This is a genomic window from Arcobacter rhizosphaerae (assembly GCF_049472155.1).
GTDB lineage: Bacteria > Campylobacterota > Campylobacteria > Campylobacterales > Arcobacteraceae > Arcobacter_B.
Genome location: NZ_JBMOVW010000005.1, coordinates 207,807 through 234,134, shown reverse-complemented (window position 1 = coordinate 234,134; position 26,328 = coordinate 207,807). Strand labels below are relative to the sequence as shown.

The following is a 26,328-nucleotide window of genomic DNA, read 5'->3' as shown; positions in this document are numbered from 1 at the left end:
CCTTACTCAATCTCTAAACTACCATCTAATGGTGTTGTTGTTTTTATATATAAACTTCCATCAATCTCACTTATTTCTACTTCATTTCCTGCTTGGAATGGAGTGTTTGGTGATACTGTATTATCTATATTATTTTGTTCACCTGATGATAAATCTACTCTAACAAACTTAGTCATTGTTTGTCCTTCTTTATTTGTTGTGACAACTGCTTTATATATAAATCCATCTTTTTTAACTTCTGATGTTGTTTCTACATTTCCATCTTTATCAGATTTTACACTTGATCCTTCTACTGATGATGTTGCTGTTGATGTTTTACTTACTGTATTGTTTACTACTTCATGAGTAACTGAACCATCATTATTTAACTTTAATCTAATAGTATCATCACTATTTGAAGATACAATATCTCCATCATCTTCTACATTTGTAGTTGAACCTACATTTTTATTTTCAAGAGAGGCTAAACCTGTACTTGTTTGAAGTGTTGATTTAGTTGTACCATCTGTATTTAGATATACATTTACAATTTTTTGTGCAACTTCAACAATACTTTTAATACTTCCTTGAGATACTATACTTTCAACTGTATTTAAAATACTAGAATCAAAACTTGATTTTGTTTGAGTATCTACTCCACTTGAAGTTGTAGTTACTTGTGTTCCATCAGTTGTTTCCCCTGCATTTTTAAATTCATTTGAAGTTTCAGTCTCTATTTTATTTTGCATTACTTGGAAAGTAAATTCTTTTGTAACTGTTTCATTTCCTTTTGTGATAGTTGCTGTTAATACTACTGTTTTATTAGCATTTGCATCTCTTAATACATCCCCTTCATTTGTAAGGTATGATTCATTTGAAGAAGACCATGAAATAGTTGAACCATTTGCTCCACTACTTGGAAGAGGCTTAAATAAGTTATAAATAATAGAGTTTTTATCTGTATTATCTCCAAGTATTGAACTAAGAGTTAATAACTCTTTATCTTTATTAACTGAATTAGCATCACTTGCTTCTTCTTTTAAAACCGTAAGGGCAAATATTTTAGTTTCATTTCCTATTGTTGCTGTTAGTGTAACTTCTTTATCCTCTGTTGTATTTCTAGTTACATATCCAGAGTATGGAGATATAACACTATCATCACTACTTGTCCAGATAATATCTTCACCTAGAATACTAGTAGGAAGATTTAATTTAGAAGCAATAGCTGATCTATAACTATTTTCTTCTTTTATAGTTTCAAATGTAAGTTTATCTAAAGCCACTGTATTTGAAACACTACTTGAAATAACCGTTAATAAAAACTCTTTTTTACTACTAAATTCATCTTTTGAGATATTTGCTGTAAGCATAATAGTTTTATCATCACTTCCTTTTGTAACTGCACCACTTGCATCTATAACAGTACTATCTGTACTTTCCCAAGAAATAATTGCAGAACAAATAGAATTCATATTTGTAATTAGATTTAGATTAGAATCTATAGCATTTTGGAAACTATTATTTAATTTTATAGTATCAAATGTAAGTGCAGTTTTTACATTTTCTACACAAAGTGCTGTATCTTCTTGTTCTACTGTTATTTTAAATGATTCTTTATATTCTAAACCTTCAACATCTTTTGCAGTAATAGTTACAGTCGTAATTCCTGCATTATTTGCATCTATTTTATAGTTAAATGTTGACTGATTACCATAAGGTGCAGTAGGAATAGTAAAATTACTTAATAAATTTTCATTTGAACTAGCTGCTGTTAAACTTGTAATTTCCACATCATCCCAAATGTCAAAAGTAATCGTCTCATCTATTATAGTTGGTTTACTTTTATGTGAAATATCTCCAATACTTGAAATAATTGGTGCATCATTTACACCTGTAAGTGAATAAGTAAATGTTTTTGTTGTACTTTTTCCAGCAACTTTTGATGTTAAAGTAATAGTTACAGTTCCTGTTGCATTTTTTTGAGGTACTACTATTAGTTTTCCATCTCTTATATATGCCTTTGCTATATTTTCATCTGACGAAGTTACAGTGTATGTTGCAGTACTTGCATCTGAATCTATATCAGAAGTAGCTAAAGAAATAACTAATCCTTCACCATCTTCTACTTGTGTTTGATTATCTAAAGTTGTTGTTATTTCAGGTGCATCATCAACTGCTGTTACATTTACAGTCATTGTATATGCACTTGTAGAGTCTAAGTTTCCATCATTTACTTTAAATGTAAATGAAGAGTAAAAGCTTCCATTTTCATTTGCTACTGGTGTGTATGTTAGCTTTGAAATATCAGCTTTTAAAATACTTTGATTTACTACTACATCACTTGAGTTTAATTGTAAGCTTCCTTTACTTGGTAAAGTCACTATCTTTATAGAGTTTAAAGTATTTGCATTATCTACATCACTAAATGCAAAGTCTGTTGAAGCAAATGTTTTTGTTGTATCTTCATTTATTGTAAAGCTATTATTTGATGAAGTTGGTGCTTCATTTACATCATTTATATTAACTGTAAGTGCTTGTGTATCACTTAGACTTACTGTTGAATCATCTGAAGCTTTTACTGTAACACTATATGAAGATTTTGTTTCATAATCTGGTGCTGTTTTAAAAGTAATAACACCTGTAGTTGAGTCAATATCAAAGAAGCTTGCATCAGTTCCACTAATAGAGTAAGTTAAAGTTTGACCTGAATCTGGATCAGTTGCATCTACATCAACAACTGCTGTTTGATTTTCATCTACACTTATAGTTGCTGTTGCATTTGAGCTATTGTTTGAAATAGTTGGTGCTTGGTTATCTATAGTTGTAAATGCCCATGTTGTTTTATTTGAAATTCCTTCAAATAAGTTACCATTTACATCTTTAAAGGCTGTATTTGAGATAGTTACATAATATCCTGTAACTAAATCAAGTTGTGTTGCTTTAGCTATTGTTACTGTTGTATTTGTTAATCCATTTGTTGAATTAGGATTTTCTATAGTGATTTTACTATCATTAATATCTATAGTTTCAACTAAGCCATCATCTGAAGTTTTATATATATTTATTGAACCTGTTGTTCCTTTTACTACTTCTTCACTAAACTCTATTTTTAAATCAGAATTTAATGCTGCTTGCGTACTATCTTTTGGAGGTGTTAGTTTTACTACACTTGGGAAAATAGTGATAACTTTTTGAGCTGCTGCACTATTTGTATTTCCTGCACTATCTGTTAATACATCTTGGTTTACATCAACTGTTGCTTGTGTAGTTGTTGTATTATCTATAGTAAATTTTGCTGTATATGCTTTTGCATTTGATGTACTTTGAGTAAACTCACTTAAACTACCACCAACTACACTTATATCATCAACTGTAAAATCACTACTCTCTTCTGATAGTGTAAATGTTAAGTCTATTACTTCGCCATTTATCGCTGTATTTTTTGAACTTGAAACAGAAAGTGTTGGAATAATAGTATCAACTGTAACTGTTTTTTGTAATGCAGCTGTATTATTATTTCCTGCACTATCAGTAAATTTAGAAGCATTTACTGTAATTGCTCCTGAGCTTGTACTATTTAAATTTGGAGTATATTTTGCAGTATAAACTTTTGAACTTGTATTTGTAAAGTTAGATAAAGTACCCCCACTTACACTAATATCAGCTTCAACAAAATTTGAACTAGCTTCACTTAAAGTAAATGTCACAGTTGCTGTTTCATTTGCTTTTAATGCTGTTTTATCAATAGCGATTTGAACTGTTGGAGCTGTCATATCTCCTGTAATTGTAGTAGTTGTTGAATTTGTACTTTCATTACCAGCTGTATCTGTTTCTTTGATATTAAACTGATATGTAGTGCCATCTGCAATTGTTGCTGTGTAAGTCCAAGTTGTACCTGTAACAGTAGCATTACCAATTAAAGAACTTCCATTGTAAACTTTTACAGTAGATCCTGCTTCATTTGTTCCACTTAAAACAAGAGATGAGTCATCTGTAGTACTACCAGAAAGTAAGCTTCCTATTATACTTCCTATATTATCAGCCAATGAACTTAGGTTTGCTGTAGGAGAGACATCATCATCAACTGCAACTGTAAACATTTTTTCAAAAGTAATATCCCCATCATTTGTTTGAATACATATATTATGATTTCCTTCACTCAATAGTGTAGGATTTTTAGCTTTTAGAGAATTTGAACTTATTTCAAAACTAGAATTTGCTGTATCAGAAGAACAAGAACCATTAGCTGATGTTCCTTTAGAAACTAAAGCATAAGTAAAACTATTATCATCAATATCAACTGAACTCAATGTCCCTACTACAGCATTTGCTCCTGAACTATGTGCTACACTAGAACCTGATAAAGATATATTAGTTGGTGCATCATTTACAGGGTTAACTGTTATTGTAAAATTATGTTCTATTTCATTTGTTCCATCAGTTAAAACAAAACTTATATTATGAGATCCTACATCACTATTTGTTGGTGTCCCAACTAATGTTATTTTTGGTTTGATTTTTCTAATTTTATGGTTCTTTTGATCTGCTATATATATATTGTTTTTACTATCTATTGCTATATCTGTAGGTCCATTAAATTGTGCTAATTTACCAAAAGCATCAGTCAAACCAGCAGAACCATTTCCTGCTATAGTTGTCACAACACCTGCTGGAGTAATTTTTCGTATACTATGATTATTATAATCTCCAACATAAATATTATTGTCACTATCAACTACTAACTTGTCAGGATATCTAAATGTTGCCAAAGAACCTGTACCATCAGCAAAACCTGCTGAACCACTTCCAGCAAGTGTTGTCACATTTCCTGATGGGGTAATTTTTCGTATTTTATGATTATTTGTATCAGCTACATATAAATTGTCATTTGAATCAATATCAATTCCATAAGGTGTGTTAAAAGTTGATGCTATTCCAATATCATCAGAAGAACCAATTACTCCTAGTCCAGCAAAAGTAGATGATCTTCCATCTGGAGTGATTTTTCTTATTTTATGATTCTTAGTATCCGCAACAAATAAATTGTCATTACTATCTATAGCTATAGATGAAGGATTATTAAAAGCAATTGTTGTACCAGTACCATCTGAATCTCCAATAACTCCTTTTCCAACAAAAGTAGTTACATCTCCACTTGGAGTGATTTTTCTTATAATATGTCCTCCTTGATCAGCAATAAAGATGTTATTTTTACTATCAACAGCTATTCCTTGAGGTCGATTGAAAGTAGCATTTAATAAAGAACCATCTAAACTACCTGATTGACCTGTTCCTCCATAAGTTGTTACAACTCCAAAAGATGTTATCTTTCTTATTTTGTGAGAATCAAAACCTGTTGAATATAAAGTATCGTTACTATCTATTATTAGGGCTTGTGGTCCGTTAAAAGAAGCTTTTGTTCCTGTACCATCTTTTGTACCTGCTAACCCATTTCCTGCAAAAGTAGAAACATTTCCTCCAGGAGAATAAGATAAACTTAGCCAACTTGGTAAACTAGTACCATCTTTTAATTTCCAAGTTAATTCATCCCCATCTATATCATTTCCAGATAAAGTATAACTATAAGCTGTATCCTCATCAATACTAGTAACTGCTGTACTAGAAATAGTAGGAGCATTATTTGTAGCACTTGAAACTGCTATTTTATTATATGTTAAATCTTCAATATTTACACTTGAATCAAAAGCAGGCATCCAATCATCTGCAACAGCTAAATTATAAGTTACATTATCTTTTGAAGCTAAGCCATTTCTGTTTAAGATACTATTAACAGCTGTTTTATCTGTTTGATTTAAAGTAACTGTAAAACGTGTAGTTGAAGAAATCTCAACATTTGTTGTAGTTAAGGTTTCTGTAGCAGACCCCTCTCCTGTTAAAGTAAGTTTTGAAATATCAACATCATTTAAAGCGCCTGATTTTTTTACAAAATTTATACCTGTTACATCTAAAACACCACTACTTACATCATAAGTAGCTGATATAATTTTTGGAGCTGATACATCATTTACAATTATACCATTTCCTGTTGTATCAGATATATCATTTGAAGCTAATGAACCTTGCATCCAATCATCAGCTACTGATAAATTGTAAGTTATACCATCTCCTGAACTTGTACCGTCTTTATTTAAAATCCCATTTATATTTAAGTGATCTGTTTCATTTAAAATAACACTAAATGATGTATCATTTGTCACTTCTACATTTGAACTAGTTAAAGTATAAGTATTAGAGCCCTCTCCCAGGATTGTTAATTTTGTAATATCAATATCATTTGTAGCTCCTGCATTGCTTACAAAATTTGTACCCTTAACTAATAAAGTTCCCGTTTTTGCATAATAAGTTGAAGATGTTATAGTTGGATTTGATACATTGCTTACAGTTATGCCATTTGAAAGATCTGAAATATTAGTATTTCCTATAACAGTATTCCAGTCATCACTAGCTGATAAGTTGTACGTAGTACCATCTGTAGATGAAGTACCATTGTTATTTAAGATAAGATTTACAGCTGATTTATCTGATGAATTTAAAGTAATAGAAAAATTTGTTGCTGATGTGATTTCTACATCTAAAGTTGTTAAAGTTCTTGTAGTTGATCCCTCACCTGTAAGAGTTAAAGATGAAACTGCAATATCATTTGTAGCTCCTGATTTTTTTACAAGATTTGTCCCTGTTACGCTTAATACACCTGTTGTTGCATCATAAGTTGCTGATGTAATAGTAGGAGTTGATACATTGCTTACAGTAACTGAATTGTTTGAGGTATCAGCATCTGTCCCTGTATATCCTGCCATCCAATCTTCTGCTCCTGATAGATTATATGTAGTTCCACTTACAGCTGTTGTTCCATTTTTATTTAAAATACCATTTACATTTAGTTTATCTGTTGCATTTAATGAAATAGTAGCACTTGTACTATTTGTAATCTCAACACTTGAACTTGTCAATGTATAGCTATTGTTGTCTTGTCCCAATAAAGTAAGTTTTGTAACATCTATATCATTTGTAGCACCTGATTTTTTTACAAAATTTGTACCTGTTAGGATTAAACTTCCTGTAGTTGCATCATAAGTTGCTGACGTAATTGTGGGAGTTGGTATACTACTAACTGTCAAGGCATTTGTAGCAGAAGAAGTATCATCACTTGTCACATTTGCCATATAATCATCTGCTGCTGATATATTATAAGTAGTACCTGATGTTGATGATGTACCATTTTTATTTAGTATTTGATTAACAGCTGCTTTATCAGTAGCACTTAAAACTAAAGTAAATTCTGTAGCAGAAGTAATCTCTACATCAGGTGTATCTGTAAGAGTATAAGTACTACCACCCTCACCTGTAAATGTAAACTTATTTGCTGTTACGTCATTTGAAGCACCTGATTTTGCTTCAAAATTTGTACCTGTTACTACTAAAGTACCAGCACTTGCGTTGTATGAAGTGCTTGTTAGAGATGGAGTTGTAACAGATGTTGTAAAATTACCACTAGAAATGCTACTTTCATTATTTGAGGTATCTTTTGCAACAACATAATAGTAGTATTGCGTTCCAGCTGTTAGCCCTGTTACAAAAAAAGTCTTAGCACTTGAATCACTAACAGGACTATTTCCACTCTTCACGCTATTTGTTACCGTATTATTAGCAACCTGAGAATAAGTTGGACTAGAAGAACTAGTAGCTATAACATAATACATAGTACCAGCTTCATTTGATGTAGCTTTTATGTCTGCCGTTGTTTCTGCTACATTTGCACTAGATACACTTGAAAGAGTTGGAGCTGTTGTATCAGCTGCAGAAGTACAATCATTTGTATCAGGAAACCACCCAGAAGGACCAACTTGATTTTCACATGTAGTCTGATCATTAAAAGGCGCTGATGAATAACAAGTAGTAGCATTCAATTTACAAGAAGCCGCAAAATCTTTCCTTATGTTTATCTCACTAGAAAGATTATTCACCTCTAGGTGTATTAGATTATTTTGTCTTAAAAAATTTAAAACCTCTTCATTATTTTGGCTTTCTTGTTTTTTCCCTCCAGAATCTAAAGTTGATAAACTGAAACCTTTTCCTTGAACAACTCCTACTAGTAAGAATAATAAAAATATCATTTTTATCAAATTATTATTCTTCATATTTTCTCCTTTATTAATCTAATTTACTTTGATTTATTTTTAAATTTTTTTTTAATTCACTTATTACTTTATCTATAGACTTTTCTGGTTCAAATGCTAAGTTTAAAGCAATTAGTCCGCTTATTATTGGTGCACTAGCGGATGTACCTCCAAACATAACTAAATTTTTATTTTTATCTATACTCATCACGCTTGAATCAAGAATAAAATCTACATATTTTCCATAATTACTAAATTTTTGTCTTGCACCTACTGTAACAACTTCTGGAATAGAAGCTTCTATACTTAAAGATTTAAGTTCTAAAGAATCATTTCCTGCAGCAAAAACTATAGCTACATCTTTAGTAATAATATCTTTTATAACATCCCTAACAATTTCAACTAAAAAAGGTGAATTCCAAGAACAATTGATAATCTTTGCACCTGCTTTTTGAGCAACACTAAAAGCTAAAATTATATCTGAGATTTTATTTGTAGTTTGTCTTATTGCTATAAAATTAGCTTTTGGAGCTATTCCCTCTACATTATTGCCATTATGCTTAGCAAAAATTATTCCTGCTACTTTTGTACCATGAGTATCATACTTTAATTTTGGGGAGGCATCCAAAGTTTTATTATCCACATCATAAGAGAATATTACATTTGTATCACTAAACTCTTCACTGCTTAAATCAAAGCCATCATCAATGATAGCTATATTTATTCCTTCCCCCTTATTCTTAGCCCAATAATTCCGAAGGTTCAAATCTTTTTGATATTTTTTTATATCAAAACCTGCTCTTTTTTTACTTTGTATAATATCTGGAATAATATACTCTATAAAATCATAGTGCTTAAATCTCTCATAATCTTCTAAAGGACTAGGTGTATCTACAAGATAAACATTTGAATTTTTTAGAAAAGCTATTTGTTTTAGCTCATTTAACTTTAGTTTATTTTTCAACTCATTTTTTAAAAGCTTTGACTTAATTATAAGTCCATTTGAAATTTTAAAGTCATCACAAACCTTTTTATTAAAGTTTATGATACAAAACTCTTTAGCAAATAAAAAAGGAATAAATAAAAAATAAACTAAAAATATTTTCATATTAATTTTTTTTCTCTAAATAAAACATAGCAACACGTGAACAAATAAATCCTAAATCAATATTTTCATTTTCTTGTACTTTAATAGACTCATCAAATAGATAAATAAATTGTTTACCTGTGGTATTTTCAAATATCTGATTATTAAACTCATTTGAAAGCCAAAAAGCAATGCCATGTACAGTAGCACTTTTTTTGATTTTTATTTCTATCTTTCCTTGAATAGTTCGTTCAGGTACGGACGATAAATCAAAATCATGTAATTCTATTATATCTGTAAGTATTGTAGTATCATCAGTAAATATATTATCATGTTTATACATAGGACGATAATGGTTTAATATACTCATATCAATACCTTCAATATGATTAATAGTGCCATTGTCATATAATTTTTCACTTTCAATCAAACAAGCTTCAAATCTTAACCTCTCAGGAAATATTTTTCCTTTTTCTGATAAAAATTTATTTTTGAAATTATATAAATTCAAAAGATACTCATACTGAGGTATAAATGTCCCATATAAATCAGTGATAATTAAATCTATATCTTTTTGCATTTCATTTTCTTTCATATAAGAAAAACTTTTTTCAATAAAAGATATATTATCACTTAAGTTATTATCTTTTGCAATAAGTTTTGCCTTTTCTACAAAAAACTTCTCCCCATGGATCATTTTTACCTTTGCACCCTCTTTTGCACAGATCATTGAAAGTAGCCCTTCAACACCACCTAATTCTACAACTTTTTTATCTTTTAGATTTATAGACTTTAGTAATTCTTTTAGATTTTTTATCACACTTTTATTATTGTAAAACTCAAACCTATTAATTGGAAAAAGCTTATTATATATTTGATGGATAGTACCTTTTAAAAATAGATTATTTTTATAAGATGGTTCCACCTCAAAAAGCCTCTTAAAATATTTTAAAGCTTCATTATATATGCCCATTTCACCGTATAGTTCTGCTAACTTTAAAATAGAATCTACCTCATCTGGAAAAGATTCTAATATTTTATTGTAGTGGCCTATAGCTTGACTCTTATTACCTAAGACTATATTTAAATATGCTGCTTTTTTATTTACTATTACATTATTCTCATCATAAGATAAAGCTTTTAATGTAGTAGCTTGAGCATCATCCAATTTCCCCTGATAAATCTGAACATCTATCAATGTAAGTAAAGACCCCATATGCTCTTCTTTTATTTGTAGTGCTAAATTCAAATACTCATAAGCTTTGTCATAATCTCTCATAGCAAAATAGAGTATTCCTAGATTACTAGGATACTCTATAATACTTTGTTCAAAATCATAAGCTTGTAATAAATAATCCTCAGCTTTTGAGAAGTCACTAAGGGCATAATATCCCATACCAATAAGATTTAAAATGGTATGATCATCTTTATTTTGTTTTATCAAATCTAAGAATATATTAATTGATTGGGAATAATTTCCTTTTTTATATAACTCAACAGCATTTTGATACATTTCTTGCAAACTCTACTCCTATCTTTAGTTTCTTGATGGATAAAGACCTTTTAAAGCAATACAATAGTTTATTACACTAAAAGGCATTAAGTTATAATGGGGTTGTCCACCACCTACACTAGAACAAGTTCCACTGTTCATATTAACTAGACTAGCTTCATCCCCATAAATATTAGTTGCACTAGTAAAACTAAGTATATCATTTCCCAAAGGCACACTTATAGTACCTTCTTCTTTATTTCCATATAATGCGTGACTATGAGTTGGTAATGTATTGGTATTTAAAGTAACCTCCTCAACTCCTCCTCTTGTTCCTATATAATATCCATAAGAAGGTGAATAACCTATAGTTACTCTTCCTCTTAGATCAGGAAGGGCAAATGTCGATCTTCCATTACCACCAAAATTTGTTCCTAATAAACTATATAATGTTTGAGTATTAATATCAATACCTAATGTTTGTCCATCACATTTAGCATAATCTTTTGGAGCCCAATTAAATGCAAACATTTTAACCTCTCCTAATAATGGTTCTGCCATTTTATTCTCCTTTTAATTTCTTGAGGGATAGATCCCTATTAGAGCAATCACATACCTAAGTACTTGAAAAGGTTGTCTGTTTTCATGACTCTGACCTCCTCCTCTTAAAGCTAAAGCAGCACTACTCATTGGTTCTATATTATTCTCAGTAGCTGTTGTACTATATATATTTACCGGTATATTACCAGCCACAGCATTTGCAAACCCTAAATATTTATCGATAGGGTTAGTTTCATCACTTGAATCAAAAGCAAAATGAATTTCATGGGTATGTTCAGGTAAATGAGCAGGTGCAAGAGTAACAAGGTCATATCCTCCAAACTCTCCAAGAAATCTAGGTGTAAGCCCAGGTCCTGTTCCCCAATGCATAGGTGTTTTTCCTTTAAAATTTGGTACAGCAAAGTTTGTTCTTCCATCTCCACCATAAGTTGTTCCTACTAAACTAAATAATGCAGTATTTTCAGATATAGGTAATACTTGCCCTTCACAATTAGTAAATCCTCTAGGTGCAAAGCTATAAGGTACTATTTTTATCTCTCCTAAAATTGGTTCTGCCATATTAAACTCCTTTTAATTTCTTGAGGGATATATCCCATACATTGCTATAATAAACGATACTACTTGAAAAGGTTGCATATTATTATGAGCTCTATTTCCACCATTAGACTCTATTCCACGAGCATCCATAGCTTTTAAATTACTAGGATTTAATAATGATGAATATATATTATTACCCTCTGAAGGTTCTGCAACAAGGTGTCCTATTGGGGAACCTGAATTTCCAGTATTAGTACTTCCTTGCATTGGATGATTATGAACAGGCATCTCACTTAACCTTAAAGTAACACTTTCCATCCCTGCCTTTGCACCGATAGGATATATACTTAATCCTGATCCTTCTCCTTGATGCACAGGGACTCTTCCTCTTAGATCAGGTAAAGCAAAACTTGTTCTTCCATCACCACCATAAGAGTTACCTATTAAAGAAAAAAGAGCTTCATTCTGGCTAATAGCAAGTATTTGTCCATTACAAAAAGCCCAACCAAGGGGAGCAAAACTTCCCGCAAACATCCTAATCTCGCCTATATAGGCATCTTCTACAACTTGAGGCATTATTTATCCTTCTTTATTAGATGCAAAAATAGTACATCTATTTGCCATATAATTTAAAGATAAATCCATATCCCAACTATCACCATCTAATCTAGTAACTCTCGCTATAAAACCATCTTTAGTAATATTTGCAACATCTACACTATATCTATCTGCAGTATTTGATAAATCAAATTTACTATCAAGTACAATAGTTGCAACAACAACAATTGTCTGATCTAATTCTTCTGGTATTTCACCAAAGGGTTGAGGAAATTTAATCTCAACATCCTTATAAGCTGTTTTACTACTTCCAATATTTGTATTTATATTCATCTTAATACTCCTTAGCTATTATATTTAAATGGATAGAATCCATTAACAAAATCTCAAAACCTTGAAAACCTTATAGACTTTTATTTTCCACCTCCTGAAAACTAATCTCCATAGAATAATAATATCCTTTAGTGCCCACTATCTTAAGACCTAGTCTCTCATACAATTTTAAAGCCTTAGGATTATCCATACAAACACTTAATCTAAAAGTTTGTTTTTGATTCTTAGCATAAGATATTAGTTTATTTATTATTTTTGTACCAAAACCACAAGACCTTGATTTTTTAACAAATGCAATATCTATGAGATGTATGTTGTTACTTACATCAAAAACTACTCTTCCTATATTTTTTTTCTTCCTGCAAATCAGAAGAAAATGAGCATTATGAAACCTTTTTTTATAATCAACTTGTCTTAACTGGAACTGTTCTTGTATAAAATTCTTTTTTTCTATTTGGTTCATACTACTAATTAATAGTTCATTTTCTCGTGTACTACTATACAAAGATAATAAAAACTCTTTATCTTTTAAAGATTCCTTTTTAAAAAATATATTATTTCCAAAATTTGAAAAAAGTTCATTTATTTTCATTCTCTTATCCATTTTTTCATAATAGGGAAGATTTCATCTTCTTCTTTTGCCATATTTTTTGAGATTGTAAGTTCCATCCAATCCAAAAGAGAAACTCCTATATCTCCACCTGTACTAAAATGTTCTGCTAACCATTTAGACTCACCTTTATAACCTTTATCATGAAAAATAATCCTAGGGTCTATATCTAAAAATTTACCAGCAGCATAAGACCAAGCTAAAGTCGCCATTTCATCACCTGGATTTTTACTTACATCATTGTAAACCTCTACTCTTTTTTCAGGAGTTAAAGTAGCTATATGTCCTGCTTCATGTAAAAGATCACCTTCATATAAAAGTCTTTCTTCATCTATTATCATTGCACCTTTATTTATCAGAATACCTGGTAAAAAAGTTTTTTCACTTATAGTTTCTTTTCTCACTTCAATACCAATACTTTGTATAAAATCTACTATCTTTTGAGTAAGTTGATTTTCAAAAACTAAACTATTTGCTTTCATAACAAACCTTTATATTCTCAAGTGAGATAAAACTATTTTTTAATTTATCGATTCATTCTTTTTTTCTTCAAGTTCTTTTGCCATTTTTAAAGCTATATCTGTACCCATAGCCTTAAAAGAAGCAATAACATCATCTACATTATCATCTGTGATACTTTTGTCTTTGTACTTATAAACACTCTTTTCAAATCCTGCTTTTATAAACACTTCTTCCAACCAAGTATTGACATGACAATCTATGAGAAGATGAACTCTATCTTTATCCCCGTTATTTATAACACTATGAGGATTGTTTGCATTGATATAATAACAAGAGCCTAAATTCATTTTTGCGTTTTTACCTGACAATAAAAACTCAACATTGTCATTTGATTTAATAGGAATATGTAGTCGTGCATAACCTTGTTCAAAACATGAACCTTTATCACAATGCTCTTTTATTATTGAGTTAGCACCAAGTTTCATAAATCGTACTGCTTCAATTTTTGTTTTAAAAGTATTTAAAACTGTTTGTATATATGAAGTTCTTTCTAAAAGTTTTGTAGGTATATAATCTTGATTTTCTATAGCTACTATGTCTTTTACATCTCCACTAGGAGAGCTTAAAGAAGTTATTTCCCAGATTCCATTATAAGCTTGTTTATTTGGATGTGCTGTCCATTCATCTAAACCAACAAGACATAAATCTTTTACTAATTTATCTATTGAAAACTCAAAAGGTAATTTTAAAAAGTCTTGTTTCAAGCTCATTATTTATCCCTACAAAAAATTATTATCATACTTTACAATAAAGTTCTGTCATTTTCTGTCAAAAGTACAAATATTATTTTCTAATAATACTATTTAAGGTATCACTATTTTGTTATAGTAAAGCAAATAGTATATCTTTTTTGATTATTTTTTGGTGGCAAACATTTATGTGCCAATAAAAGTGGACTAAATAGCAGAGCATCTCCTACTTCATAACTATAAGATATAATACTAGTATCAAGGTCTAATTTTTTTAAACTAGAAGATAAATCAAATTTTCTTTTTTCATTTTCTATTGGTAAAAAACCTGCTTGTCTTAGTAATATTGTTCTATCTTTATCTATCATCAAAGTATTTCCACCATGAACTGATACAGGATTTAGATAAATAAAAAGTTTTAAGGTTTTAGATATTCCACCATCAAGATGCCAAAGAGTACTATAGTTACTTTCAAGTGCATTTGACTCTACAACATCAAAAGAAGACCAAAATACTTTATATTCACTCTCAAAATATTTTGATAAAACTTTATGCATTTCTTTAGTGAAAATCATACTTGAACACTCTTCAATAATCTTCTCACTTGTTACTTCTATAGGATTATCAAATGAAAATTGTTCATACTTTTTTATCAATTCTTCACAGGTACTTGAAGAGATTAGATTATCTATTTTTATATATAGATTTTCATTAAAAAATTTTGATTTTTCTTCTATGTTCACCTTTACGCTCCTTATTACTATATTCATTTACTTTATTGTATTTAGTCAACGAAGATCTTTAGGTACTGGATAATTTTCATGACTTACTGGAAATGTAGCATAATAAGCAGGTGTAGGAGGTTCTCTTAAGTTCATGATATTCTCAATCTCTTCTTTATCACTTTTAAGATCACTTGGATAATCAGCTTTCCATTCTTCTGGCCAGTCATCAGGATTGGCACGTCGAAGAACTAAGCCCATAAATCTTTTTCTTAAATCAGCCCATTTTTTAGACTGTTCATTATTTTCAATAATTCCTTCATAAGGACGAATTTCTATGTAAATAGTTCGTCTTACTCCAGGGGTTCTTTTTGGTTCAGAACCATGTAAAATCATCATATCTTGAATATTTATATCTCCTGCATTTGCTGGGTATTCAATAACACCTGGTATTTCCCAGCCATGTTCTTGTGATAAATTTTGAATATCTTGTTTTTCATGTTGAGTATTAGGAACATATTTTAAACATCCATCTCCTTCTTTAGAATCATCTAAAAAAACTCCTACATTTAAATAAGGATGAACTCTTGAGTGTTGTGCACCTTGATGCCAAATAACTACAGGATGAGGATGTTGATGTTTATAAAGAATATCAACTTGAAGAGGTACAGAACCTCTTCCACAAATATCTCTAAATATTGCCATCATAGGAGGTGAAGCCAAAAGATCAAGTGTTGTATCCCAATCAATTGAAAAAATATCATCATATCTCATAAGTCTATCACCTACAGGATCATTTACAATACACGCACCATGCGTTTGAATATTGTTTTTATGGGATGCCATAATATTATCTTCAAACTTTTTCGCCATCTGCTGTAAACGACTTAATAAATCAGAAGATATGGCATTTTTTATACCTGTGTACCCTCTACCAAAATACTCATCTTTTTGTTCTTGAGAAATCTTAAATGTTGACATTTTTAGCCTTTTTTTATTTTGATGTTAAAAATTCAAAAGGTTTAGATTTTACAAACTTATCAGAAACTTCCCCTCCATAATTTGGATAGTCTGATAAATCAAGTTTTTTAACATCTGCACCTTTGTTTAAGTTTAGTTTATTTATATCAACCCAAAATGTAGAAGGTGAAATAGCACCATCAAAATAATACTTTAAAGCTTTTTGATCAGAAACACTTCTCCAAATAGTTGAAGAAGCAGGAAGAATTCTAAAAGGTTTATTTATTCCATTTGGAAGAGAAACCAAAGGAATACTAACACCTAAAGGTACACTAGCTTCCCTTATAATACTAAAGGCTTTTGCCACTGCCATTTTTTCATCTGTTGTATATAGTTTTGATTGTTTTCCTACTACTGGATGATTTGTATAAAAATCAGCTCTTACAAAACGATCAGCTGGTCTGTGAGTTCCTGGAAGCATAGCATTCCCTCCAACTTCTTTCCAATAAGAATCTATTGCTAATTGTTTTTCAAAAGTTGGTGAATTTGTAAGAACTTTGTATTTTTTAGAGTGATTTATCACCATCTCACCTTTTATAAACTCAACAATCGCTGAATCACCCTTTGCATCTGATATTGCTAGGTGCATTGTTGTTGGAAGATGAATAGTTAAAGCCTTTGGTAACTTTACAATATTTCCTTTACCTGTAGGAATAGGAGTACCTTTTGGAAGTGTTATTTCATTTCCTGGTAATGACGCTGATTTTATTTGAAAACTAGTCTCTTTCAAACCTTTTACCGCTTCTTCTACAGTTGCATAACTATCTAAAACATATTGAGCAAATGCACCAATAGAAAGGCTTGGCTTATTTGATTTTCCATATTTTGCTTCACTTAACCAAAGTAAATTTGCTACTAAACCTTTTTCATTCATTCCATCAGCTGTAACTGCATTGTATCCTACAGCTACAACACTTCCATATTTTGAAGTCCAGTTTAAAAAGTTTTTACCAACTCCTCCTTCCTTACTCATACCTCTTGGAAATACCCATAAAGAAGTAGGAATATTTCTTTTCCAATCCATACTCCTAGAAGTAATAACTCTATCACCCTCAGTACACATAACTCTTGTACAAGCTTGTGAACTAGTAGATAAAACCGTTGTAAATAAAAACGCAGATAAACTTAAGTTAGCAATTATTTTTTTCATTTTTTCCCTTTAGTTAAACTATTAAAAGATTATATATTTTACTTCTGTCAAACTCTGTCAAAATTTATATTTATACTTCAACCTTATACCCAAACTTAAAACACGACTTAACAAAATCTTTTTGGGTTTTCTTTCTTAGTCTTTTTACTAGTGTAAAAATTGCATCTTGTGAGTAGTCATTATAATCATAGATATGATTATGTATTTCTTCATAAGAAACTCTTTGATTGACCTTTGATACCAAGCAGTCTACAAAGGCTATTTCATAAGAAGTAAGAGATACTACTTCATCCTTGTAAAGCAAGGATTTATTCTCTTTATTCCATGAGTATCCATTGTTTAAAAGAACATGATTTTTGTTCATAAGTTTTGAAATTGCTGTTAAAATAGTCTCTTTTAACTCATCCATTTTTATAGGCTTAACTAAATAACTAACTAATCCTAAAGGAATTGCTCTTAAAAAATCTTCTGTATTAGTATATGCTGATAAGATTATTATCTGAGTTGTTTTATCTGTTTGTCTTATTTTTTCTATGAACTCTAAGCCTGAAAGATTTGGCATATTTATATCTGAGATAATAATATCTGGTTTGACTTTTTCATATACATTTAGTGCTTCATTTCCATCTTGTGCTTGATATACATCATCACAAAAAATTGATATGTATTTAACTAACCTATCTAATAACTCTACTTCATCTTCAACTACTAAAACTGTTATCTTATTCATATTTATCCTATGTGAAATTATATACTTATAGTAAATTTTGCTCCATTTTTTGTATTGGATGCACTTAAAGTTCCTTGCATACTTTTTTCGATTATTATTTTTGATATATACAAACCTAAGCCTGTACCTATTGATTGATTTTTTGTTGTAAAATATGGATCAAAAATCTTTGTTATTATATCTATGGGTATTCCTCCTGCGTTATCAATTATTTCTAAAATTGCTTTATTGTTTTTAGTGTATGTTTTTATCACAATTTCTTTAGAACTTTTTTGATTTTTTAGGGCATAAACAGCATTTGAAAGAATGGCTATTAAAACTTGGATATACTCTTCTTTAAAGCCATAAACACTATGTCTATTTTCATAATCTAATAAAACAGCTATAGCTTCTTTTTTGATTGAATTATCTATAATCTTTAAAGCTTTATTTACACTCTCTTCAATAAAAAACTCTTCTTTTTTCTTACTTGGAGAAAAGTAACTTAAAAAATCCTCGATTGTTTGCGACATGTGAGATAGGTTCAATTCTATATGGGATAATTCTTCGTCAAACTCTTTATTGCTTAAACGATTAAGTAGTTTTTTTTCTTTTAGAATACCTACTGAAATTCCAATTATTGCAAGAGGCTGTCTCCATTGATGGGCAATATTTCCTATCATTTCCCCCATATCTGCCATTTTTGATTTTTGTAATAGTAAAACTTCTGATTTAGCTTGTTCTTTTTCAGCTTCAACTTTTGATAGTCTTTCTTCTTCTTTTTGAGCTTCAATTATTTTAAATTTATATGATACTAAATATGAAAGCATTAAAGCTTCAATAATAATACCTATACCTATTCCATGTGAAGCAAAATAAGAGTACTCTACTAATCCCATATAAAAAAGTAAAGAATAGCTATTAAAAATCAGATAAAAAGTATGTGCATATAAAAAGATTTTGATGATTTTATTACCCTTTTTATAAATGCTAATACTAATTCCCATAAAAACTAAAAGTGCATAATTTAAAGTTAATGCGATAAAAGCTAAGGCATTAGTAAAATCAAATAAAGCATATATAAAGTTGATAGATAAAACAACAATAATGCTATTTAGAAATTTATTTTCTATAGGATATTTTTCTTTTGTATTAAAAATAGTTTGCACAAACAATGCAAGAAATACAGGTATAAAAATCAATCCAAAGTTAAACTTATATGAAATATTCCCATAGATATTAAAATAGTGAGCCAATGCTCCATAAATATAAAAAATCCAAATAGTTGCAGAAAACAAATACAAAGAGTAGTACAAATACTCTTTATATCTGGAAGAGAGATATATAAATAAATTATAGACTCCTAAAGATAACAACAAGCCTACAAATAATACTGCATCGATTTTTTCAGAAATTAGATATTGTCTAGACTCTTTTTCACTAAAGATTGTAAAATTATAAAAATGATATGCTAAAGTCTCTTGATTTATATATATTGTTTTTAATTCATTTGATTCTAAAGTAAACTTATAAATACTATTAGCCCCATCCATTTCATCTTTTGATTTATTATCAATAAGTGATAAGGAAGTTTTTCTTAAAAGATTGTCATTACTATCTAACTCAAAGTATCTAATCTTTGTATTTAAATATGCTGTTGATTGATGTAAAAATAAAATTCTTTTATTCTTTGAAGTATTTTTAACCTTTATTCTTATCCAAGTATTTGTAACATCAACTCCTAAAGAGTCTTTATTTAATCCTTGTTTAAAAATTTGAGATTTTATTTCTGGAAATTTTATTTTTTTAGAATTATCAATAAAATAGTCAACTTTAAAATCTTTTATTTCAATTTTATTATCATGGACTTCAACAAAACCTTGTGCAAATAAAGAAATATGTAAAATAAAAATTAATACTAATTTATAAATTATTTATCCTTAATATAAAAGTTTTAATATAATACTACAATAATTATATTATCACTATAAAAAGCATAAATAATTTATTATTTAGTCAGTTTTTTTACTTCTCCCAAGAAATCAAAGCCCACTGTACAAACTCTTCTTTTTGTTTCTTTTCTAAATCTAAAGTATCATAATAGTTTTCAAGTCTTTTTATTTCATCTTCACTTAGTCCATCTATACTCCATGAAACTGATTGTATAAACTTTTCTTTTGATGTGTATATAGTGTTTCTTCCTTCACTTTGTATGAAGTTAACAGAAGCATTTATCCCCATTTGGTATAAAATATTTAACACATAAATATAATCTGGTTTTTTGATTATTTTTCGCTGCATTACATCTAGTATTTCATCTGATACAAATGAGCCACCTTTTTTATATGAAATTATTACTTTTTTATTTGCTTTATTATTTAGTTTTTTTAAAGCCTCTTTCATGTCTTTTACTTCCATTGATCTTGAGGCTATTACTAAATCTGTATTTGGTACATCATCCCAAGAGTCATACCAAGATTTATTTATAGTTTTTATATTTGATATATTTTGTTCTTTTGCATTTTGATTTAAAATTTCAAGCATTTTTGATGAATAATCCAAACAATAAACCTCATCAAGTTTTGATGCAAGCCTTAAAGATAGATTTCCAACTCCACATCCTACATCAAGTAAGCTATTTATTCCATCTAAATCAAGTTTTTCTAAAAACTGTTCATTATAGATAGACTTATGTACTTTTTTGTTCATAGAAGGTGCCTTTTCATCCCACGCTTCTTTTCCTTTAGCTTTAAAAGATGTAAGCTCTTTTTGTTTTATATAAAGCTCATTAAAATTTATATCTTCATAGTTCATTTTAAAAACTCCCTTATATTATCAGCCACCATTTCAAGAAGTCTTGTTCTAGCTTCAATACTTGCCCAACCAATATGAGGAGTAAGTAATAATCTTTGTTTATTTTCTACTTTTAAAAGTGGATTATCTTCAAGTATTGGCTCTTTTGAAACTACATCTATTCCAGCATAAATCTCTTTTTCATCTAAGATTTTTGCTAAATCTTCTTCATTTATGATACCACCTCTTCCAAGGTTTAATAAAATAGCTTTATCTTTCATCTTTGACATATTTTCATAATTTAATAAATCTTGCGTGTTTTCATTTAAAGGACAATGAATAGAGATAATATCACTTGTACTTAAAAGCTCATCTAACTCAACTCTTTTATACTCACTATTTGAGTTTTTTCCAGAAGTAGAATAATATACCACTTCACAATCAAAGGCCTTTGCTTTTTTAGCAAAGTTTCTTCCAATATCCCCAAGACCTATAACACCTACTCTTTTATTATCAAGTTCATAAAAAGGTTTATCTATATGAGTAAAGATTGGTGACTTTTGCCAGTTGCCATTATCAACATAAGACTTATAATAATCAAGTTTTGTAACAAAATGAAAAATCATAGAAAAAGTAACTTGTGCAACAGAAGAGCTTGAATATCCTGCTACATTTTTAACAGCTATATTTTTTTGTTTTGCATATTGTAAGTCTACATTATTCATACCAGTTGCAGTTATACAAATAAGTTTCATAGATGAGTTATCCATCTGTGAGCTATTTATAACTACTTTATTAGTAAGAACAATATCAACATCTTTTACTCTATCTTGTGTTTGTTCTTCACTTGTCATATCATAAACTATTAGTTCACCAAACTGTTCAAAAATAGATACATCTACATCATTTCCAAGTGTTGCTCTATCTAATATTGCTATTTTCATTTTTTTCCTTTGCTATTTTTTTAATCTTATCTTCTTTTGACTATCTAGTCAAGTAAATTTATATAAAAAAAGCTTGACATAATGCCAAGCTTTAGATTAGTCTTTTTTTACCCATACCTTGAAGTTCCAAGCAGGAGAAGTTATATTTCCTTCTTCATCTTTTATAGCTTCATACTCTCTTTGTTCTTGTAAATCCCAAGTTGAAAAGTCTATTTCTTTAAGATAAGCATCTGCTTTTCCTTCATAATCAACCTCTGATAAATACATCTTATCAACATAGTCAAATAAAGTTTCATAAATATTTGCTCCACCAATTACAAATAGTTCCTCTTCCCCATTTGCTCTTGCAAAATCAAAAGCTTCTTGTGCATTACTAAAAGTCTCTACACCTTCATAGGAAAAATCTCCCCTTGATAAAACAAGTGAAGTTCTATTTGGTAGTGGTCTTCCGATACTTTCAAAAGTTTTTCTTCCCATTAATATATGATGACCTGATGTGATAGCTTTAAAATTTTTAAAGTCTTCACTTATATGCCATAACATTTGATTATCAAGACCAATTTCCCAGTTTTTACCATAAGCTACAATCATTGATATTTTCATTTACTTGCCTTTGATTATACTGCCATAGCAGCTTTTATTGATTCATGAGATTTATATCCAACTAACTCAAAGTCTTCCATTTTAAAATCTTCTATATTTTTTACAGCTGGATTGATTTTCATAATAGGCTTTTCATAAGGTTCTCTACTTAACTGTAAATTTACTTGTTCATAGTGATTAGAGTATATATGAGCATCCCCAAAAGTATGTACAAAATCCCCTACTTCTAAATCACAAACTTGTGCAATCATCATAGTAAGTAAAGCATAAGAAGCAATATTAAAAGGTACTCCTAAAAATACATCTGCACTTCTTTGGTAAAGTTGACAAGATAATTTTCCCTCTGCTACATAAAACTGGAAAAAAGTATGACATGGTGGTAAAGCCATCTTTTCTAACTCACCTACATTCCAAGCTGATAAAATCATTCTTCTTGAATCAGGGTTTGTTTTGATTTGATTTATAAGTTCACTTAACTGATCAACAGCTTTTCCATCAGCTGCTTTCCATGATCTCCATTGAGCTCCATATACAGGGCCTAATTCTTTAATAGTATCAGTATTTACATATCCTAAATCTTTACCTTGTGCATCAGCATTTGCTGTCCATACTGTTTTTTTACCTATTAGATTAGAAGCTTTATCCCCATAGTGAATTTCAGCAAGCCTTCTCTCATCTGTACTTCCTTCTATAAACCATAAAAGCTCAGAAATAATTGCTTTTAAAAATGTTTTTTTAGTAGTTACAAGTGGAAAACCCTCACTTAAATCAAATCTCATTTGATAACCAAATACAGAAGTAGTTCCCGTACCTGTTCTATCCTCTTTAGTTACTCCATTGTCTAAAATATGTTGTAATAAATCTAAATATTGTTTCAATTATTTTCCTTCTTAAAATACTCATACAAATATAAGTATTGTCTTAGTTCTTTTAAACTTTCATACTCTAAGCCTTGCTCTATCCATTGTGTTATTTCACTTGGAATTTTAATAGGCTCTAATAACTCTTGTTTTTTATTTTGCGAAAGCTTTTTATGTTCGTATAATAGTGATATATGGCTTAATATCGAACTAATCCCTAAATCTCGAATTTGTGCTATTTCTTCTAGTGTTTTTTCATTTTCAATTAACTCTAAAGTTTCCAAATAAGTCTTTGTTAATTTCTTTGAAGGAACTTTATTTTCAAGCTCTTCTTTGTTTTCTTCTTTTATTTTCTGACAAGCTTGTAAAAAAGCATTTCCATACTTTTCAAACCTTACTTTTCCAACTCCATTTATTTCAAGAAACTCTTCTTTTGTAATAGGAAGTTTTTGACTTAACTCTTTTAGGGTTTTATCTCCAAAAATCACATAAGCAGGAACTTCATTTTCATTTGCTATTTCTCTTCGCAGAGTTTTAAACTCTTCAAAAACCTTATCATCAAAGCTTAACTCTAATTCTTCCTCTTCTTGTTTTACTAAAAGTCCAAGTTTATCACTATCTATGAAAAGTTTCTCTTTTCCTTTTAGTATGTTCATTCCTAAATCAGTGATTTTTAAAGCTCTAAATTCGCCCAAATCTAAAGCTTGTATGTCTATAAGCTTATCACAAATTGCTATCCATTCATTTTTACTTTTTTGAGCGCCTATATTATAAACACTTAACTTATCATGACCAAATTCTAAAAGCTTTTGATTTTTCGAACCTCTTAAAACATCAACTATATGATTGATACCAAATCTTTGTTCACATCTAAAAATAGCTGAAAGAAGTTTTTGAGCATCTACACTTACATCTACTTGCTCAACCTCGCCTTTTGTACAGTTATCACATAAAGTTTCACACTTAGGTATCTCATCTTCAAAATATGAAGCTATGATTTTATGTCTACAATTATTTGAAACACAATATCTATACATAAACTCAAGCTTTTCTAAAGATGTAGATTTATAGCCATCATCAATTGCTTCTTCTATTTGTATTTTTCTTTTTACCTCATCAGCTTTTGAATAAAGTAAATACACATAAGACATCTCGCCATCTCTTCCTGCTCGCCCTATTTCTTGATAGTAATTTTCTAAAGTTTTTGGAATAGAAGTATGAACTACAAATCTGATGTTTGATTTATCAATTCCCATACCAAAAGCAATAGTAGCAACAACTATATCAACCCTTTCATATACAAAATCTTCAAAAACTCTATTTTTTACATCTACACTAAGTCCTGCATGATAAGCTGCTGCTTTATAGTTTTCATCACATAAAAATTTAGCAATACTTTCAGCCTCTTTTCTAGTAAAAGTATAGATTATTCCACACATTCCCCTATGAGTTTTTAGAAAGTTCAGTATTTGTCTTTTTCCATTTGAAACTCTTGGTTCAACTTTTATATCAAGATTATCTCTTTTTGTTTTTGCTCTAAAGTGTTTTGGATTATTTAGTCTTAAACTATTTGCTATATCAGCTTCTACTTTTTTTGTAGCAGTTGCTGTAAATGCACATATAGAAGTATTTGGAAAAAACTGTTTTAATCTATCAAGATTTCTATATTCAGCTCTAAACTCATGTCCCCAAGCAGAAACACAGTGAGCCTCATCTATTACGAAATAGTTTATATTTATTCTTTGAAGAACCCCTACAAACTCATTTGAAGTAAATCTCTCAGGAGCTACATATAAAAACTTTAGCTCCCCTTGCAAAAGCTTTTGAAGAGTAAAACTGTTTTCATCACTACTTTGAAGTGAACTAATCATCTCAGCACTTATATTTAAATCATTTAGTGCTTTAACTTGGTCTTGCATAAGTGCAATAAGTGGAGAGATTACAACTGTAACACCAGACATAAGTAAAGTTGGAAGTTGATAACAAAGTGATTTTCCACCACCTGTGGGAAGGATAGTTAAAACATCTTGCCCACCTATAATAGTATCAACAACATCTTCTTGAAAAGACCTAAACTTCTCATGTCCGAATATATCTTTTAGTATTTCTTGTTTTTTATTCATGATAGAATACTATCATAGTTTATTTAAATCTATTTTCTATTTATTAAAATAATAGAAACCAATACAAAAACAACACCTATAATTATATTAATATCAAAACTATTTTTTAATACAAAATATCCAACAACAGCAGCACTAATAGGTACTAAGTAAAACATGGATGATACTTTTGAAACATCACCATTTCTAATCATTATATATAATATGGATAAAGCTCCAATACTTACAGCAACACTCATATATAAAAGAGCAATTATAAATTCACGATTAATATTAAGATATATATCTTCATAGAATAAAAGTAAGGGTAGAGCTAATATAGTTGAAGCTAAAGTCTGTATTGCACCACCTGAAAAAAGATTCATTTGTGAACAATATTTTTTTTGATAAATATTTCCAAAACTAAGACCAAGTAAAGCTATTATGGAAAAAACAACCCCCAATAACTGTGTGTCATTATTTGATGTTTTTGATGAGACAACAAATGTAACACCTATAATGCCTATAACTAAACCTATAATAATTCTTTTATTTAGTTTTTCACCTAAAAAATATGAAGCTAAAAAAGTCACTAAAATAGGTTGTAGTGCAATAATTAAAGCAGATAATGAAGCACTTATTCCAAAATCAAGAGACAAAAATACACCAATTGAAAAGACTCCAACAGTAAGCATCCCTGCAAAACTCACATGAAAAAACTCTTTTAAAGATTCTGGCCAAGATACTTTAAAAATATATGCAATAAGTAAAAGTATAAAAAATGCTATAAAAAACCTCAAAGCCAAAAAAGCCATAGGACTTGAGTTTTCTAAACCAAATGCTGTAAATACAAAGCCACTTCCATATAAAAATATAAATAATATAGGAAGGCTTAATTGTCTAATAATAGTATTCATTG

Annotated in this window: 21 protein-coding genes; all 21 read right to left on the bottom strand. The window is 29.5% G+C overall.

The annotated features are described in order from the left end of the window. Window positions 1-2: 2 nt before the first annotated feature. The 21 genes from ACH5BH_RS10060 to ACH5BH_RS09960 all read right to left on the bottom strand — a co-directional run bounded on the left by ACH5BH_RS10060 (window position 3) and on the right by ACH5BH_RS09960 (window position 26,326). The gene (locus ACH5BH_RS10060) at window positions 3-8,138 is read right to left on the bottom strand and encodes an immunoglobulin-like domain-containing protein (RefSeq protein ID WP_423298253.1); all 8,136 of its coding nucleotides are present in this window, start codon (window positions 8,136-8,138) and stop codon (window positions 3-5) included. A 13-nt stretch (window positions 8,139-8,151) separates the two neighbouring features. Then, a complete protein-coding gene (locus ACH5BH_RS10055; protein ID WP_423298252.1) occupies window positions 8,152-9,225 on the bottom strand; it encodes a S8 family peptidase in 1,074 nt (357 codons plus the stop codon). A gap of 1 nt (window position 9,226) precedes the next feature. Further along, window positions 9,227-10,717, bottom strand: coding sequence for a tetratricopeptide repeat protein (locus ACH5BH_RS10050; protein ID WP_423298270.1), 1,491 nt, complete (start codon window positions 10,715-10,717; stop codon window positions 9,227-9,229). Between the two features lie 24 nt (window positions 10,718-10,741). Then, a complete protein-coding gene (locus ACH5BH_RS10045) occupies window positions 10,742-11,257 on the bottom strand; it encodes a phage tail protein (RefSeq protein WP_423298251.1) in 516 nt (171 codons plus the stop codon). 12 nt (window positions 11,258-11,269) lie between these two features. Then, on the bottom strand, window positions 11,270-11,815 hold the full coding sequence (locus ACH5BH_RS10040; RefSeq protein WP_423298250.1) for a phage tail protein: 546 nt from the start codon (window positions 11,813-11,815) through the stop codon (window positions 11,270-11,272). 12 nt (window positions 11,816-11,827) lie between these two features. Beyond that, window positions 11,828-12,370: a phage tail protein gene (locus tag ACH5BH_RS10035; protein ID WP_423298249.1), complete on the bottom strand. Its 543-nt coding sequence runs from the start codon at window positions 12,368-12,370 to the stop codon at window positions 11,828-11,830. Window positions 12,371-12,373: 3 nt separating this feature from the next. After that, window positions 12,374-12,685, bottom strand: a complete 312-nt coding sequence (locus ACH5BH_RS10030; RefSeq protein ID WP_423298248.1) for an H-type lectin domain-containing protein — start codon at window positions 12,683-12,685, stop codon at window positions 12,374-12,376. A gap of 70 nt (window positions 12,686-12,755) precedes the next feature. Continuing rightward, on the bottom strand, window positions 12,756-13,277 hold the full coding sequence (locus tag ACH5BH_RS10025) for a GNAT family N-acetyltransferase (protein ID WP_423298247.1): 522 nt from the start codon (window positions 13,275-13,277) through the stop codon (window positions 12,756-12,758). Continuing rightward, on the bottom strand, window positions 13,274-13,777 hold the full coding sequence (locus ACH5BH_RS10020) for a hypothetical protein (protein ID WP_423298246.1): 504 nt from the start codon (window positions 13,775-13,777) through the stop codon (window positions 13,274-13,276). The genes ACH5BH_RS10025 and ACH5BH_RS10020 overlap by 4 nt, the downstream gene beginning before the upstream one ends. Before the next feature lie 39 nt (window positions 13,778-13,816). Then, on the bottom strand, window positions 13,817-14,527 hold the full coding sequence (locus ACH5BH_RS10015) for an aspartyl/asparaginyl beta-hydroxylase domain-containing protein (RefSeq protein ID WP_423298245.1): 711 nt from the start codon (window positions 14,525-14,527) through the stop codon (window positions 13,817-13,819). A 104-nt stretch (window positions 14,528-14,631) separates the two neighbouring features. Continuing rightward, on the bottom strand, window positions 14,632-15,249 hold the full coding sequence (locus ACH5BH_RS10010; protein WP_423298244.1) for a phytanoyl-CoA dioxygenase family protein: 618 nt from the start codon (window positions 15,247-15,249) through the stop codon (window positions 14,632-14,634). Between the two features lie 45 nt (window positions 15,250-15,294). Further along, the gene (locus ACH5BH_RS10005; protein ID WP_404306634.1) at window positions 15,295-16,209 is read right to left on the bottom strand and encodes a phytanoyl-CoA dioxygenase family protein; all 915 of its coding nucleotides are present in this window, start codon (window positions 16,207-16,209) and stop codon (window positions 15,295-15,297) included. Window positions 16,210-16,222: 13 nt separating this feature from the next. Beyond that, window positions 16,223-17,398 carry a linear amide C-N hydrolase gene (locus ACH5BH_RS10000; protein WP_423298243.1) on the bottom strand — a complete coding sequence of 392 codons (1,176 nt, stop codon included), beginning with the start codon at window positions 17,396-17,398 and terminating at the stop codon, window positions 16,223-16,225. A 70-nt stretch (window positions 17,399-17,468) separates the two neighbouring features. Beyond that, entirely contained in the window at window positions 17,469-18,128 is a 660-nt protein-coding gene (locus tag ACH5BH_RS09995; RefSeq protein WP_423298242.1) for a response regulator transcription factor, read from the bottom strand. Between the two features lie 17 nt (window positions 18,129-18,145). Further along, a complete protein-coding gene (locus ACH5BH_RS09990) occupies window positions 18,146-19,927 on the bottom strand; it encodes a sensor histidine kinase (protein ID WP_423298269.1) in 1,782 nt (593 codons plus the stop codon). Between the two features lie 205 nt (window positions 19,928-20,132). Continuing rightward, window positions 20,133-20,921: a class I SAM-dependent methyltransferase gene (locus tag ACH5BH_RS09985; RefSeq protein ID WP_423298241.1), complete on the bottom strand. Its 789-nt coding sequence runs from the start codon at window positions 20,919-20,921 to the stop codon at window positions 20,133-20,135. Continuing rightward, a complete protein-coding gene (locus tag ACH5BH_RS09980; protein WP_423298240.1) occupies window positions 20,918-21,844 on the bottom strand; it encodes a D-2-hydroxyacid dehydrogenase in 927 nt (308 codons plus the stop codon). The genes ACH5BH_RS09985 and ACH5BH_RS09980 overlap by 4 nt, the downstream gene beginning before the upstream one ends. Before the next feature lie 96 nt (window positions 21,845-21,940). After that, window positions 21,941-22,447: a dihydrofolate reductase gene (locus ACH5BH_RS09975; protein ID WP_423298239.1), complete on the bottom strand. Its 507-nt coding sequence runs from the start codon at window positions 22,445-22,447 to the stop codon at window positions 21,941-21,943. A gap of 14 nt (window positions 22,448-22,461) precedes the next feature. Then, on the bottom strand, window positions 22,462-23,325 hold the full coding sequence (locus tag ACH5BH_RS09970) for a thymidylate synthase (RefSeq protein WP_404306648.1): 864 nt from the start codon (window positions 23,323-23,325) through the stop codon (window positions 22,462-22,464). Next, window positions 23,322-25,430 carry a DNA helicase RecQ gene (recQ, locus tag ACH5BH_RS09965; RefSeq protein ID WP_423298238.1) on the bottom strand — a complete coding sequence of 703 codons (2,109 nt, stop codon included), beginning with the start codon at window positions 25,428-25,430 and terminating at the stop codon, window positions 23,322-23,324. Before recQ ends, ACH5BH_RS09970 begins: the two co-directional genes overlap by 4 nt. Window positions 25,431-25,459: 29 nt before the next feature. Continuing rightward, window positions 25,460-26,326, bottom strand: coding sequence for a DMT family transporter (locus tag ACH5BH_RS09960; RefSeq protein ID WP_423298237.1), 867 nt, complete (start codon window positions 26,324-26,326; stop codon window positions 25,460-25,462). Window positions 26,327-26,328: the final 2 nt, after the last annotated feature.

Bases quoted from the DNA above. Each gene is read 5' to 3' on its own strand.
- ACH5BH_RS10030 (WP_423298248.1), bottom strand. From the start codon at position 12,685: ATGAATATAAATACAAATATTGGAAGTAGTAAAACAGCTTATAAGGAT.
- ACH5BH_RS09985 (WP_423298241.1), bottom strand. From the start codon at position 20,921: ATGAACTATGAAGATATAAATTTTAATGAGCTTTATATAAAACAAAAA.
- ACH5BH_RS10045 (WP_423298251.1), bottom strand. From the start codon at position 11,257: ATGGCAGAACCATTATTAGGAGAGGTTAAAATGTTTGCATTTAATTGG.
- ACH5BH_RS09980 (WP_423298240.1), bottom strand. From the start codon at position 21,844: ATGAAAATAGCAATATTAGATAGAGCAACACTTGGAAATGATGTAGAT.
- ACH5BH_RS09975 (WP_423298239.1), bottom strand. From the start codon at position 22,447: ATGAAAATATCAATGATTGTAGCTTATGGTAAAAACTGGGAAATTGGT.
- ACH5BH_RS10005 (WP_404306634.1), bottom strand. From the start codon at position 16,209: ATGTCAACATTTAAGATTTCTCAAGAACAAAAAGATGAGTATTTTGGT.
- ACH5BH_RS10060 (WP_423298253.1), bottom strand. From the start codon at position 8,138: ATGAAGAATAATAATTTGATAAAAATGATATTTTTATTATTCTTACTA.
- ACH5BH_RS10040 (WP_423298250.1), bottom strand. From the start codon at position 11,815: ATGGCAGAACCAATTTTAGGAGAGATAAAAATAGTACCTTATAGCTTT.
- ACH5BH_RS10035 (WP_423298249.1), bottom strand. From the start codon at position 12,370: ATGCCTCAAGTTGTAGAAGATGCCTATATAGGCGAGATTAGGATGTTT.
- ACH5BH_RS09995 (WP_423298242.1), bottom strand. From the start codon at position 18,128: ATGAATAAGATAACAGTTTTAGTAGTTGAAGATGAAGTAGAGTTATTA.
- ACH5BH_RS09960 (WP_423298237.1), bottom strand. From the start codon at position 26,326: ATGAATACTATTATTAGACAATTAAGCCTTCCTATATTATTTATATTT.
- ACH5BH_RS10050 (WP_423298270.1), bottom strand. From the start codon at position 10,717: ATGTATCAAAATGCTGTTGAGTTATATAAAAAAGGAAATTATTCCCAA.
- ACH5BH_RS10015 (WP_423298245.1), bottom strand. From the start codon at position 14,527: ATGAGCTTGAAACAAGACTTTTTAAAATTACCTTTTGAGTTTTCAATA.
- ACH5BH_RS10000 (WP_423298243.1), bottom strand. From the start codon at position 17,398: ATGAAAAAAATAATTGCTAACTTAAGTTTATCTGCGTTTTTATTTACA.
- ACH5BH_RS10025 (WP_423298247.1), bottom strand. From the start codon at position 13,277: ATGAAAATAAATGAACTTTTTTCAAATTTTGGAAATAATATATTTTTT.
- recQ (WP_423298238.1), bottom strand. From the start codon at position 25,430: ATGAATAAAAAACAAGAAATACTAAAAGATATATTCGGACATGAGAAG.
- ACH5BH_RS10020 (WP_423298246.1), bottom strand. From the start codon at position 13,777: ATGAAAGCAAATAGTTTAGTTTTTGAAAATCAACTTACTCAAAAGATA.
- ACH5BH_RS10055 (WP_423298252.1), bottom strand. From the start codon at position 9,225: ATGAAAATATTTTTAGTTTATTTTTTATTTATTCCTTTTTTATTTGCT.